The following is a 13,973-nucleotide window of genomic DNA, read 5'->3' as shown; positions in this document are numbered from 1 at the left end:
ATGCCCAGTTCATCCGCCGTATCCTTATACGACATTCCTTCCCGATAGCACAATCGGATGACGGAAGCTGTCTGGTCGGTCAGGTCATGGTCGATGCAATCCACGGCAGCCTGCCATCGCTCTTCCAGACGAGAAGGTTCTTCCTCCGTCAATTTCTCTTCCGAGAGAGGGAGAAGCCGTTTCAGTCTTTCATCTCTCTTCTTTCTGGCTATGAGATTGATGCAGGCATTCTTCACGCTCCGCATCAGGTAAGCCCGGTCTGGAACCAGCTGTTTATCCCACAATCTGGAGAACACATCACTCACCACATCCCTCGCCTCCTCATTATCATGGAGCAAGGCAAAGGCGAAGCGATACATCTGCTCGTAATGGTCGTGGAACAGCCGTTCCATCCGCTGTTCATTTTCTTCTGTCATCACGTCATTTTCTTCTTGTTTCTACTCTTATATACAAGCTTTTCTGAAATCAATTACCCCTAAAATGAAGAAATCTTCTACTTTTTTTGAAAAACCTATGCAAAGATACTCCTAATTTCATTATAAGACTAATAAATTATAGTTAAAAAACATATCTTCTCTTCATTTTTAAGTTAATTTATAAACAACTTAAAGAAGATTGTATTATCTTTGCAACGAAATAACTTAAAAGTTAAGCTTATGGAACAGAAGTACAACATAGAGCTTATAGAAGAGTATGAAGATATAAACTTCTATAGTATTCATCTTGAAGGAGAAGAACTCTCTGAATTTGAAAATTTCTTTGAGAAATTTCCAGAAGGATGTTCTTACGATGAAGAAATAGATGTTGTCATTTCATGGTTGGACAAAATCTCCGAACGAGGAGCTTTGGAACGTTATTTCCGTCCGGAAGGCCACTATGGAGATGGTGTTGGAGTTATCCCAATAGATATTGGTAACAAGATTCGACTCTACTGTATCAGATTATCTAACCATATTCTGATTTTCGGAAACGGAGGAGTCAAAGATACTAAAAGTTGGCAACAAAGTACAACACTAGCTCCCTATGTAAAACTCTTGATAGATACAAGTCGTTTCATTCAATCGAGAATTAAAGATGGAACAATTGTATTAGTTGACAAAGAAATAATTGGAAATTTAAACTTTACAAGAAATGAGAAGAAGTAAGATTTTAGAAGAACGCCGCAAACATGTTGATCCTGAGATTCGCAGGTCTGTAGATTTGTCTTTCCAAATCGTAGATAGGATACATGACATTCTGGTTTCTAAAGGGATGAAGCAGAAAGACCTAGCCCTTCTACTCGGAAAACGGGAAGCGGAAATAAGCAAATGGATGCGGGGAACACATAATTTTACAATAGACACTCTTGTTTCTATTGAGGATGCTCTCCAAGCTCCTATATTAAATGTCGTCCATCAGGATTTAGAAATATGTGTATGATTTTTTTATCGGTCAAGCAAAGAGCAAGCCAATATGGTTTTGCCTTCGCTTGACCGATTGTCATATATTCATTGTTTATTAAGAGAGTTTCTTCCTAACAAAAACTACAAGCGGCTCTTTTCTTCATTGCCGGCTCCTGTGCCCTTATACTTACTGCGCTTGGCATTGAAATTATACGTAACCTGCAAGGAGATGTTGCGTGTGTAGTTGTAGCAGTCTTTCATGGTACCCGAACCCTGTCCATACATCGTCCAACGTTCCTTTGTAGTCTTGAAGATGTCATTTGCAGAAAGATAAATGATCCATGTGCGATTGGCAAACGACTTGTCGAACCGCAGATCGACGCTGTAATTACTCTTCATCATAAGAAATCCATCTGCATTGGGTGTTGCTGCATTCAGGCTGATAGCCGCGTTCATCGTTTCTGAAAGAGCAAAATTATTGTCGAGCGAGCACAACAGCAAAGGTCTGCTTAATGCCTTGCCGGCACCATACTTCTTGGTGTCGAAGAACTGCTGGTTATAATTGAATCCCCACGTAGGACGGAAGATGCCAAGCTTTGGCGAAACATTGACAGAAGCATAAAGCAGCTGCTTATGGTCGAAATTCAACGACGTACTATAAGCAAATTCCTTTCCAGGATAGATATACTTGGTCCACTCTATCACATCCTTCAGGTATTTATAACCTGCGGAAACATTCAGCCACTTATATAACATCATTGCCTCAACATTGAACACCTTCTCCGGTTGCAAGGTAGGATTTCCGCCTTCATAAAGGAAACGGTTGTCAAACTGCATGAAGTTGCCCAACTGTCGATAACTTGGACGACTTATTTTCTCGTTGACATTCAACTGCCAATTCCAGTTACCTTTGTTCCATGAAATACTGAGGTTAGGAAAGAAGTTGCTGTATCTTCTACTTACATCATCCTGCTTGACTCCACCAGAGAAATAGTCGCGAATGATATTCTCGAAACGCACACCCAAACCAATGTTCCACTTGCTGAGGGACAGTCCATATTGCACAAAGCCAGCAACATTTCTTTCATGGATATCCGTCTCTGTAGATGGCACCAACTGCTCTTCGTTCAGGAACGTTCCATGAGAGTCGGTCTTCGACAGCTCTGTTCCTACAGACATATTTCCTTTCCACAGAGGAATATTCACAACCAACTTGCCTGCCCACATATCGCTATTCTGACGATTGCTTGAGTGTACCTCCTGATTGCCCAACTCCTTGCTGCTTTCAATACTCTCATCACTACGTCTGTCATTAACCGCATAGTATGTGGCATTGAAATCGATGCCTACCTGCCCTATCTTTCCCACATAATAGATGTCCGCCTGATGTGAACCGAGATGAGGTTTTATAACCCCATTCTGCTGAATGCTACCCTGTGCCACACCGTTCAGAAACACATCCTGTTGGCTTGCACTATTCGTCCTGCCATTCAACATGCCATAGTAGCGATAAGAGCCACCAATGGAATTGCTGTCGTTGAGTGAATAGTCGGCTGAGAGATATTCCGACAAGAAGCGGTTGTTAGTATCCGAATGAATATGTTGGTCGTTGTGATAATGCTTGTCGGGCAAATTGATATCTGTGTTCAGGTGATTATCCTCACCAATATGATAGCCCCTCATCCATAAACTATTGGCTATCTCGAATTTCTTGGTCTGATACCGGGCGCTGACAAGCTCGTAATCCGACATCCATTTGTTGTATTTACCAAAAGCATCTGCACGCAAGCTGAACCCATTGGCACGCCGCTCTTTGGTGCGGATACGAATTACCGATTCTACCTCGGCATCATATTCTGCTCCAGGACTTGTTATCACGGAAATCGACTTGATGTTGTCAGGAGTGATATTTACAATCTCATTATTGTCATTCACACGCTTGTTGTTGATATAAACAATCGGTGTGCCTTTACCAAACACGGATATCTTTTGTCCATCAACAGAGACACGGGGCAACAGATTCAGGACATCAAAAGTGTTTGCCATCTTAGAAAGCAAGGTATGCTCTACGGCAACCTCCACTCCTCCAGGCGACATTTTATACTGAGGTCTTTCACCCTTCACTACAACTCCCTTGATAATCATCGTTTCAGGCTGCAATTTGATGATTCCCATTTCCGGATTGCTGTATATACGGTTGATTGTCTTATAACCAACGTATGTGATACGGGCTAACACCTTCCGGGAATTACAAGGAATGACAAAACTTCCATTCTCATTACTCACACCATGTCCTACGATCGTAGAATCAATGGGCGACAACAAGGTTATATTTGCATATTCGGCAGCATTGCCACTCTCATCTATAATACGTCCCTTATAACGAAGGGTTGTCTTCTGCGTACACTCCACCATGATATTATCCTCCACCTGCGTCATCCTGATGGGATAGAATCCTATCAGTTGCATGATGGCATCGGGAACACTCTGGTTTCGGATGCTCTTGGTTACCCTGAAATCCTCCAGTTCATCATACACGAAGTTGATGGTGTACTTATGCTGGCGGGCGTTCAAATCCTTCAACGCCGCAGAGAACGACACATTATTATATTGTCGGGTGATGCGCTGGGCATAAGACTGCTGAACCCCAAACAGCAGGAAGAGAAGAAGAAGCTCTCTGATAAGCTTGCCGCTAACGGGCATTGGTTTCCAAAAATCTCTCATAAATATATCCTCCTATCTTATTTCACCAACAATGTACCGTCAATATACTCTATCTGTATGCGGTCGAAAGCATTCAAAATCTCCAGGTTCTGCTCCAAAGTCTTCGTCTTGTTCCAGTTGAAGAAGAGACGGATGTGCTGGGCACCGGCATCCACATACTCCACCTTGACATGATAGAAACCGGATAGCTGAGCCAGAATGGTTCCCAATTCAGCATCATCAAACACCACCGGCTTCATATCAAGCGAATCCTTGTTCTCTGCTGTTGCAGCACGAAGACTGTCGTTCGTCAGCGCCCGGGTTGTTGCCATCTGTTCTGTAGCAGCCTTGTTATCCGCTGTCTGATCAGAAGCCGGGAACCCCAACCAGCCATTGTGAATCGCAGCCAAGGCTACCCCCGAAAGGAAGATGATGCCGACGATGGATGCAGCAATCTTCATCCGGTTGCGATAAGCGTCCTTGGATTTGCCGGCATCTATCGACATCTTATCCTCGTGATGAGCCTGAACAAACTCCTTCCAAGCCTCATCCACATCCACCTCCTTCGGATTGGCTTTCTTGCCAGCCATTCTCGCCATCGCCAGTTCATGGAAGAACTCCTTCACTTCCTCATCGGCAAGCAGGTGCTCCACCTGCTCGTCGGTATATTTCTCGGGATGCTCCTGCATGTCAAAGAGCATCATCCGCTTTTCTTCTTTACTCATGTTTGTCATTGTCTTGCTCATTTAAATTGTTCCTTAATCCAGTCCATCGCCTTCGAGAGATGATTGAATACCGTCACCTTGCTCACTCCCACTTCATCAGCCACCTCCTGATAAGATTTCTCCTGAAGATAGCGCAGACGGAAAATGAGTTGCCGGATAGGCGGTTCCAGGTCTTCGATGAGAAGCATCAGCCGGTCGAGCCGTTCATCGGTCTCTTCTGAGAGAATCACGTCGGCATCATCCAGCAGCAGCTTCGCCACCCTTTCCTTCACGCTCTTATGAGCTATCAGGTTGAGACAGCGGTTGCGTACGCTCCGCATCAAGTAACCATCCTCACTCCCAGGCACCAGAACCACATCATCGGCAAGAATCTGGGCGAAAACTTCGCTCACCACATCCTTGCTCTCGTCATCATCCGAAAGAATGCATCTGGCCAGATTGTACATCTTCACATAATGCTGACGGAATAACTGTTCTATGTCCTTTTTTCTGTTCATATACTATCTATACAGTTGAGCCAAGCGAAAAACTAAGCAAAACATCAACTTTTTTGTTTTTTCCTTTAAATCCGAACCGAAATCACCAAGATTCTCCCCGGATTGGAATGCAAAAGTACACAATCTATCGGAGATAGAAGACAAATGGTAAGGATAAATCGATTTTCAGTTGATTTATTTGTTCATTCCAACATTTTTTAGTACTTTTGCCCACCAAATTACGAACAAGTAAATAAGATTGGTATAAAATAGGTATTACCAAGATAAAATAAAGAATAGATTAGATAAAGGAGAATAAGATTATGTCAACGATTATTTATCCATCACCGATATTCGGTCCGGTAAACTCCCGCCGTCTGGGAGTTTCACTGGGCATCAACCTCATGCCATCTGATGGCAAGGTCTGTTCATTCGACTGCGTTTATTGCGAATGCGGATTCAACGCCGACTTCCGTCCTAAGAAGAAGCGCCCTACCCGCGAGGAGGTAAGAGAAGGATTGGAGAAGGTTCTGAAAGAGCGCCACGGCAACAACCAGCCTCTGGACGACATTACCTTCGCAGGAAACGGTGAACCTACGGGACACCCAGACTTCAAGGGAATCGTGGAAGATACGATGGAACTCTGCAAGAAATATTTCCCTGAAGCACAAGTATCCGTACTCAGCAACGCCACCTATATATATAAGGAGGAAGTGAGAGAGGCGCTGATGCTCGTGGATAACAACATCCTGAAACTGGATACCGTGGATATGGATTACATCAAGAAGCTGGACCGCCCTCAGCAGCCTAACTACAACGTGAAGGATGTGATCAAATATCTGAAGATGTTCAATGGGCACGTCATCATCCAGACCATGTTCCTGAGAGGTGACGGTTTGGACAATACCAGCGAGCATTTCGTAGCTCCTTGGCTGGAGGCAGTGAAAGACATCCAGCCTCAGCAGGTAATGGTTTATACCATCGCCCGCGAAACACCAGACAAGTTGCTGGAAAAGGCGCCAAAGGAAGTACTCGATGCCATCAAGGAACGTGTAGAGGCACTGGGCATCAAGTGTACAGCCAGCTATTAAGAGATAATCAGGATAAGAAAGAAAAGCAAGTAGAAAAAAGAAAGAATGAAAGCGAAAAGTAATATCCTTATTATCAGCGATATGTGTGGCTACGGAAAGGTATCTGCCGCGGTTCAGATGCCTATCCTCTCTTATATGGGACTCGATGTGTTCAATCTGCCCACCATGCTCATCAGCAACACCTTCCCATACGGCAAGTACGCCATTCTGGAATGCACTTCGTATATCGAGGAAGCCTTGCAGAAGTGGAACGAACTGGGCATTCACTTCGATGCCATCACCACGGGTTTCATGGCTTCGGAGTGTCAGGCTAAGCTGGTGGCACGTTATTGCAGAGAACAGGCAGCACTGGGCACCGACATCTATGTGGATCCCGTGATGGGCGATTACGGCAAGCTCTATGGTGGAGCCAGTGAGAGTACCGTGAGATGCATGAAGGAGATGCTGAGCGTATCGCATCTCTGTTTTCCCAACTATACCGAGGCTTGCCTGCTGACGGATTCGGAATACAAGGAAGAGGGAATCTCGCAGAAGGAAGCCTATGAACTGATAGATAAACTGAGAGCCATCGGTTCCCACTCCGTGCTCATCACCTCGTGCATCGTAGAAGGTCAGCATGCCGTGGTAGGTTTCAATCATCTTACAGAAGAGTATTTCCTCCTGCCCTACGAAGAAATCCCTGTTCAGTTCCCGGGCACCGGCGACATCTTCTCCAGCATCATCGTGGGCAGACTGAAGGATGGCGATCATCTCCGCCATGCCACCCGCATCGCCATGGATACCCTGCGCAACTGGATAGACATCAACAAGGATGACAAGGACAAGAACCGCGGTATTCCGATAGAAAGACATCTGGGGGACTTGTAGATTGCCATTTAGCAAACACAGAAGCAGGGGAATACCAATAAAATTATAATGGAAAAGAAAGAAACAAATACACTCAGTATATTTCAGCGCCCGGTATGGGTAAGCCTGTTCGCCCTTACGGCTGCTATCTCGTGGGGATGGGCTTACCCATTGATTAAAATGGGAATGGAGGAATATCAGATTACAGCAGACATGACCGGAAGCAAGATGCTTTTTGCAGGCATCCGCTTCTTCATTTCCGGCATCATCATCCTGGCCATCGCCAGAAGCTCGCATCGTAAATTCGGATTCAAAAAGAATGCTGTTCAAGAGAATGTCTGGTTCCTTCTCCTCTATGCACTCCTCAACACCACCCTTCATTATGCTTTCTTCTATTTCGGACTCTCGCATAATGCTGGAGCACGTTCGGCGATACTCAATTCGATGAGCGTCTTCACGGTGGTTATCTTTGCCTGCATCTTCTTCAAGAGCGACAGGATGACGTGGCGAAAGGCATTGGGCTGCATCATCGGCTTCCTGGGCATCCTTGCCTTGAACCTTGGCGGAAAGGAAAGCGGAAGTTTCACATTCCTGGGCGATGGTATGATTATCCTCAATGCCCTGTGTGGAGCCAGTGCTTCCCTGCTGACCCGAGGATTGAGCAAGAGGGTGGATGTTTTCGTAGGAACCGGTTATTCGTTGAGCATCGGTGGAGCCTTGCTGGTGATTCCTGCATTGTTAATGGGTGGTTATCTGCCAGTCATCAGCCTCTGGGGCATCACTATCCTTCTGCTGCTCATTGCCATCTCAACCATCAGTTTCGCTCTCTACAACAAACTATTAAGCTGCAATCCCGTAGGAAAGGTAGCGATATACAATTCGCTCATCCCCGTAGTAGGAGCCATCACCTCCTGCCTCTGTCTTGGCGAAACCTTCTACTGGAAGTATCTGATAGCAGGCGCATTGGCTACTGCCGGAATTTATATCATCAATAAAGGGAAGAAATAAATTCCGGCTGTTGCCCATGCAACCCATATAGAAAGCAAAGCCAACTATTTCAAGATACCCGTTTCGCGCTCCTCATTGTTGATATTCCGCTGTATCTTACGGTATTCCTTTCCCCGATTGATATTCCAGGCAACACCGATACGGAACAAATTGCCTCCCGAATTGTCATAACCACGAACCTGCTTACGGAGCAAGGCGTTGACGATTTCTGCTGAATAAGATTTCGGATGAGCCATAAACGGATTATGCATATAGAGCGTAAAATCGAAATCACCTATATGATAACTGGCTGAGGCTGCCAATGAAGGAGGATTATGCCCGATGTTCTCTCCCTCCATAAAGTTCCAACCGTTATCAGCATACAGCATCACTGTCCATTTTCCCCAATATCCCTGTAATGTTCCACCATAATTATAAGCGGTATAACAATGACTGTACTCATCGCCCTTATTGAAAAAACGGTAAATACCTGCGTTCACAGATAATATAAGGTGGTCGGGGATAATGTCAAACCGGGTATCATTCGTAAGATACAACATATTACAATGGGGCTGATTCGCCTGGGTATAAAGAAACTGATCATCTTCCGTGCGGGTGTATTTCGCCAAATTACAATGACGATTGATGCGATAATTCAAGGTAAAATCAGTATTTATCCTTGGTTTACTAAAAGAGAATACCACCCAGTTCTCATATCTACTGTTAGGCTTAAGCGAAGGATTACCCACAGTCCATTCCATACTGTTCTTTCGAATACGGGTATCCGAAATCATAGCTATCTGCGAAATATGCTGTGATAATTCACTTCCCAAGCGGATCTGAAACGAAGATGTCAAGGAATAAGCCAATGTGAGTTTCGGACGACAAAGCCAAAAACTAAATTCCTCATCTCCCTGTCGATAAGACTGATTACTCAACCCGAAGCCAGCCACATAAGTTAAACGGGATGTTCCTTCCTTGAATTGTCCCAAACTTCCCTTGATTTGTGCAAAACCATAAATACCCAATGAACGGATACCATTCTCGCTAACCACATCACCCAAATACTGATTATCCATATATTTCCAGTTCAAGTTGGTTCCTGCAGAAAAAGTAAAGGGTTTCAACCGGTTTTCATAGATAGCCTCGGCTATGAGCGAATAGGTCTTTCCATCTACCTGATATTGATAGGGTTCGCCCTCACCTTCATAATAGGCTCCTTTGGTGTGGATATAAGTGCCCAAAACATCTGCCGACAAAGACTGATGCTTGCCCAGCTGATGATAGAAATACAAATCGAGAGCAGGAGTAAAATCCCTACCCTTGCTGGTTCTGTAAACAGGATACGCAGGCTTTCCTGATTCAGAAAACCACATTTCATTCGATGTATAAGGCTGATTGCTGAAATCCGTGGTAAGCGTTGTCTGGAATACATATAATGCAGAATCAGCCAGATTATACTTCAACTGCAATGTATTACCATAATTTTGAGTTGCCCCATTCATGATTTTTCGAGATATCTGATACTCAGAACCATCATGTAGAAGATACTGAGCATCCTCATTATATTCGGATGCCTTATTATCCACATAAGTCTGCTCATATAAAATATTCAATTGACTCTTGCCCCTATTGATGGATGCATAGACATCGTTCGAACCGAGCTTGGTAGTTAGCGCATTAGTCAAGTTGAAGCCCAAACTGCCACCCGATGAAGCCCTGCGGGTATGAATATCTATCACGTATGCAATATTCTTTCCATATCTTACGCCAGGGCTATCGATATAATCTACACTCATAATAGAAGCTACATCCAGCATCTGTACATCATGCATATTGGCGAGAATGCCATTGATACGAATCTGCACTTCTCCTTTATTATCGGTAGCAGAAATGGAACGGCCAGCCTCATCAACCCTGATATGAGGCAAAGCCAACTTTCCCAAAAGCGAAAAACCAGAAAAAGAACGCTGCTTCTGAATATCGCTTGGGAATATCAACTTGCCATCTTCCTTGTTGACTACTCGTGCCGCCTTCACAACAACCTCTTGCAAGGCTATAGAATCATTCGATACCTTCTGGATCTCCTGGGCACGTATTTCTGCACAAGAGATCAATGCCCACAGCATCACCATAGCTGTTAACAATTTACTTTTCTTCATTGTCATCATATACTTTTCTAAAACTTGTTTTCTGCTGCAAAGGTATCAAAAAGAGAAGACCGAAGCGAAAAATATGGCTGACATGAGTCTGACATTTATCAATTAACGAATATTATATCTAGTTTTATACCATCTTTCATAGAATTTCTGTACTTTTGCATTTGAATCTTTAAACAGTATATCATTTAAACAGAATAGATAATATGAAACTGAAAGCATATCATTCCATCCTCATCTTCGCCATCCTTGTGATGTCTGCAGCATTCTCCAGCGTAAGCAACTACCGCAAGGCACAGTATGCCATTGTACAAGATATGAACAAAGCTTTGGCTCTGACTCTTCAGGAAAATAAATATCAATGGATTACGCCTGATACCATCCAGAGCTACCGCTCACATCTCAGCATCAACCTGCTGAAATCGACCAGTAATCTCTGCTATGTGATGGAAGACAGAAGAAAAGGCAAGAACAATTCCCAGCTGGTAAATAGCGCCAACCTGCTCAGCAGCAAAGAGATGCTTCTCAACGAGCATTCTATCCAAAGTTATGCTAACTGTTCGATGGCAGATGTTTTGAGTATGAGCAACCAGCGGACATCTTTGACGCTTACCCTCATGGCTATGATTTGGGCTATTGCATCGCTATACTATCATCGCAGAAAACAACCCTGGAATCATGAGGCTGATATGTTCGGCACCATGTGCTATTCTCAAGACGAGGATTCCTTCTACAATCAGGAAAACGGACAAGCCATCAAGTTTACTCCGATGCAGCACCAGCTGATGCAACTCTTCTTCAACAATACGCATTATCAACTCTCCAAACAGGAGATTTGTGATGCTCTTTGGCCCAAGAAACCGGATGCCAGCGAAACGCTCTATACCTTGATTCGCCGTATCAAACCGGTGATTGAGCAAAATAGCAACCTCATGATTGAGTCGGAAAGAGGCAAGTCTTACCGACTGATAATCAGATAAGTTCAGAAATGTCAGCCAAATGTCATACTTATTATTTGGCTTTTTTCCATCTTCTTCATACCTTTGCAGCTAAAATACAAAAGAAGCAAAGATATGAAGAAGATTTTTTTGATAGCAGTTGTCTTGCTGATGATGATAAACTTCATCATCAACTATCACCATGAGGTTACGAAAGAGCAGCATACACCGATGGCGGATTTCAAAACCAAGGTAGAGATGGCACCCATGAAGGAATACAATGACCCGGACTTCGGCTACGTTATCAAGTATCCTTGCTTCTTCCAGCAGGAGGATACTTCGGTATCGGGATACCAGGGCTATGCCCGCTTCTCATTCACTAATCATGCCAACATCATCCTGGAGAGTTACGTTACCCCCAACAATAGCAACACCCTCCAGGCTTGTGCCGATTCTCTAGCCCAGAAGCTTCATTCGGAAAGGACGATGCAGGCATCGAATAAGGCATTCATCCTCTCCGGTCCTGTCTATGAAAACGGAGTAAGAGTAGATGGCTACAGTCATTACGATAAATTCATCAAGAGTGGCAGAATACTCTTCGTCTATTCTCTCACCTATCCCGACAGCTACAAGCCAGCCATGCCCCGACTGTTCAAACTCATAGACGACTGGAAGGTTTTAGGGGCATATTAATCTTCCTTGAAGATATCTTCACGAGCCTCTTAGGATTGTATTTATACAACAATCCCGAGGAAACGTTTCTTTAGAAATCTTTCCTCGGGATTTATCCACAAAAATATTACAAGAAACACTCTTACTTATTTGTCCGGCTCCAATTCCTCTATTGCACAAATGGCTTGTAGCTCGACCTTTTTAATGTGAGGATAAGTCTTCTTATAATTATCTGTCACATCTTTAAAGATACTCTCACCGTCACTATAGAATGTAGCCAAGACAACTGCTCTATAATCTTTGAAAGGCAACAAATACCAAACTTCTGTATTATCAGCATTTTGTTGGATGTTAAGAACTCCCTCCATACGAGTATTTCCTTCACTGTCAGTTATGGTAAGTCTTTTGGTTATAACACCCAAAGGATTATTAGTAGGAGTACGGAAAGTATAATATTTATAGAACTTGCCGTTCTCTATAGCATCGGCTGCGATAGCTGCGGAATCCTCGGAAGAAACGCCTTCAACTAAACATTTTCTATTTACCACATACATCGTTCTATATATCTTCCAACGGGCAGTCCAATTTTTTACTTCTACCTTTAAGATAGCAGAGTTCCCGTCTGAGTCGGTTACGGTTATAGTAGCATTTCCCTCAGAAACGCCACTTACGTATATCTCCTTCTCAGACTCATTTGAAGAACACGAAACCTTGGCAACACTATCATCAGAAGAAATTGCTGATACTTTACCTTTAGCTCCATTAACATTCACCTTGCTGCCACTATCGGTATAGGTTGTTAGAGTGTTAATAACAATCTGCTTACCAGTAATTATATCACCGGTTACTTCGTCTTCAGTGAGCTGGATTCCAGAATCATCATCGCTACAACTTGTCAAACAGAGCAAAGCTGCTAATGCCATAAGAATCATTCTAAATTTCATACGCTTCTTTATATTAAAGGGTTATAACTAATTAATAAACGCAACTCGTTTTCAAAACTTGCATGAGATTTCTCTTTTTACTTTTTTTTATATTCTATCACTCTACAAGAGAGTATTACTTTTACGTATTGCTCAAATTCAATATGTACCAACAAGAAGTAGTGAAGAAATTTCTTGCATACTTAATTTTCCAAACAAAACGAGGCAACAGCGATGGAGTAAGCTGGAACTTCTGCTTATAATGAGGATTGATAAACCAAAACTTCTTGTCAACAACAGAGAATTCACATCTTTTTATCAATTTTTCAAATAACTCTATACTTGTTCTACACTCTTTTATGCTCATCAGCTCGCTTATAGTACCCTCTTCCTCTTTGCATAGTTTCAATAATGAATTATACATAGAGTTTGGTAGCAAATGTATGAATGGAAAGTGCGAACAGAGTTTGCTTCGGCAAATCTGTTGATGTCCACCAAACGGCATCTGCCATGCAGGGAATCCGACAAAGAGAACGCCTGTTGACTTTAGAAAACTTTTGAGGTGTAACAGAAATTTTCCTTTCGCTGGAACATGTTCTATTACATCATGTAATAATATCACGTCAAACTTTTCCTCTTCATTGATTGGCGCATGGTATTTCATAAAGTCGCAACACACGAATGTGGCATTTTCGCAGATTTCCGAAAAGTATGCTTTCGCATCTATTATTCTGCATTCTGCTATGTCTATTCCTGTAACTCTACAGCCAAGTTGGGCAAAGGGGACTAAATTGCCTCCTTCGCCACAACCCACCTCTAATACTCTACTTTTCGAAGTCAACTTTTTGAAAGTTGATAAGTAGCTGACGTAAAACTCTTTAGATGTAATTTCCAAGTCATGGAAGTACATCTTTCTATCTGTATGTCTTTTCTGCATATCTATATAATGTTTTGACCTTTTATCAATACTGCGTTAAATTAATATTTAATCGGCTGTAAATCAATAACTTATATTAAGAAATGCTTATGAAAACTTAACTATAAAAAGTTGGTCAAGTCGCTGATTTTCAG

The 13,973-nt window shown here is 43.0% G+C and carries 14 protein-coding genes; 7 read left to right on the top strand and 7 right to left on the bottom strand.

What is annotated here, in order from left to right; genetic code table 11:
• Window positions 1–416 (bottom strand): RNA polymerase sigma factor (locus tag ACTQ53_RS16385; protein WP_441934286.1); only part of this gene is annotated, 416 nt, incomplete at its 3' end.
• Between the two features lie 240 nt (window positions 417–656).
• On the opposite strand from ACTQ53_RS16385, the gene ACTQ53_RS16380 reads away from it, so the two are divergent.
• Together ACTQ53_RS16380 and ACTQ53_RS16375 are read left to right on the top strand one after the other, a co-directional pair.
• Window positions 657–1,145, top strand: coding sequence for a hypothetical protein (locus tag ACTQ53_RS16380; RefSeq protein ID WP_441934284.1), 489 nt, complete (start codon window positions 657–659; stop codon window positions 1,143–1,145).
• Window positions 1,132–1,419, top strand: a complete 288-nt coding sequence (locus ACTQ53_RS16375; protein ID WP_118416307.1) for a helix-turn-helix domain-containing protein — start codon at window positions 1,132–1,134, stop codon at window positions 1,417–1,419. Before ACTQ53_RS16380 ends, ACTQ53_RS16375 begins: the two co-directional genes overlap by 14 nt.
• A 104-nt stretch (window positions 1,420–1,523) precedes the next feature.
• On the opposite strand, the gene ACTQ53_RS16370 is transcribed toward ACTQ53_RS16375, so the two are convergent.
• The 3 genes from ACTQ53_RS16370 to ACTQ53_RS16360 are packed head-to-tail and all read right to left on the bottom strand — an operon-like array spanning window position 1,524 to window position 5,307.
• On the bottom strand, window positions 1,524–4,106 hold the full coding sequence (locus tag ACTQ53_RS16370) for a TonB-dependent receptor domain-containing protein (RefSeq protein ID WP_441934282.1): 2,583 nt from the start codon (window positions 4,104–4,106) through the stop codon (window positions 1,524–1,526).
• Window positions 4,107–4,123: 17 nt separating this feature from the next.
• The gene (locus tag ACTQ53_RS16365; protein ID WP_441934280.1) at window positions 4,124–4,831 is read right to left on the bottom strand and encodes a DUF4974 domain-containing protein; all 708 of its coding nucleotides are present in this window, start codon (window positions 4,829–4,831) and stop codon (window positions 4,124–4,126) included.
• Window positions 4,828–5,307: a sigma-70 family RNA polymerase sigma factor gene (locus ACTQ53_RS16360; RefSeq protein WP_294967741.1), complete on the bottom strand. Its 480-nt coding sequence runs from the start codon at window positions 5,305–5,307 to the stop codon at window positions 4,828–4,830. The genes ACTQ53_RS16365 and ACTQ53_RS16360 overlap by 4 nt, the downstream gene beginning before the upstream one ends.
• Before the next feature lie 302 nt (window positions 5,308–5,609).
• Here ACTQ53_RS16360 and ACTQ53_RS16355 point away from each other — a divergent pair, with 302 nt between their 5' ends.
• From ACTQ53_RS16355 to ACTQ53_RS16345, 3 genes are read left to right on the top strand one after another with little or no spacing between them, the layout of a single operon-like run.
• The gene (locus tag ACTQ53_RS16355) at window positions 5,610–6,377 is read left to right on the top strand and encodes a radical SAM protein (RefSeq protein WP_441934278.1); all 768 of its coding nucleotides are present in this window, start codon (window positions 5,610–5,612) and stop codon (window positions 6,375–6,377) included.
• 45 nt (window positions 6,378–6,422) lie between these two features.
• Entirely contained in the window at window positions 6,423–7,244 is an 822-nt protein-coding gene (locus tag ACTQ53_RS16350; protein ID WP_441934276.1) for a bifunctional hydroxymethylpyrimidine kinase/phosphomethylpyrimidine kinase, read from the top strand.
• 48 nt (window positions 7,245–7,292) lie between these two features.
• A complete protein-coding gene (locus ACTQ53_RS16345) occupies window positions 7,293–8,231 on the top strand; it encodes a DMT family transporter (RefSeq protein ID WP_296974523.1) in 939 nt (312 codons plus the stop codon).
• Window positions 8,232–8,275: 44 nt separating this feature from the next.
• Here ACTQ53_RS16345 and ACTQ53_RS16340 read toward each other — a convergent pair whose 3' ends face one another.
• On the bottom strand, window positions 8,276–10,372 hold the full coding sequence (locus tag ACTQ53_RS16340) for an outer membrane beta-barrel protein (protein WP_441934274.1): 2,097 nt from the start codon (window positions 10,370–10,372) through the stop codon (window positions 8,276–8,278).
• Window positions 10,373–10,575: 203 nt separating this feature from the next.
• Here ACTQ53_RS16340 and ACTQ53_RS16335 point away from each other — a divergent pair, with 203 nt between their 5' ends.
• A complete protein-coding gene (locus tag ACTQ53_RS16335; protein WP_441934272.1) occupies window positions 10,576–11,349 on the top strand; it encodes a winged helix-turn-helix domain-containing protein in 774 nt (257 codons plus the stop codon).
• Window positions 11,350–11,442: 93 nt separating this feature from the next.
• On the top strand, window positions 11,443–12,000 hold the full coding sequence (locus ACTQ53_RS16330; RefSeq protein ID WP_441934270.1) for a hypothetical protein: 558 nt from the start codon (window positions 11,443–11,445) through the stop codon (window positions 11,998–12,000).
• Window positions 12,001–12,125: 125 nt separating this feature from the next.
• On the opposite strand, the gene ACTQ53_RS16325 is transcribed toward ACTQ53_RS16330, so the two are convergent.
• Together ACTQ53_RS16325 and ACTQ53_RS16320 are read right to left on the bottom strand one after the other, a co-directional pair.
• Entirely contained in the window at window positions 12,126–12,923 is a 798-nt protein-coding gene (locus tag ACTQ53_RS16325) for an Ig-like domain-containing protein (RefSeq protein WP_441934268.1), read from the bottom strand.
• 121 nt (window positions 12,924–13,044) lie between these two features.
• Window positions 13,045–13,839 carry a class I SAM-dependent methyltransferase gene (locus tag ACTQ53_RS16320; RefSeq protein WP_118079276.1) on the bottom strand — a complete coding sequence of 265 codons (795 nt, stop codon included), beginning with the start codon at window positions 13,837–13,839 and terminating at the stop codon, window positions 13,045–13,047.
• Window positions 13,840–13,973: the final 134 nt, after the last annotated feature.

Origin of the sequence: Prevotella sp. Sow4_E9_plate (assembly GCF_052116205.1) — a bacterium.
In the GTDB taxonomy this organism is placed as follows: Bacteria; Bacteroidota; Bacteroidia; order Bacteroidales; family Bacteroidaceae; genus Prevotella.
Note: the sequence above shows the minus strand (reverse complement) of the source record. Positions and strands in the feature narration are given on the sequence as shown.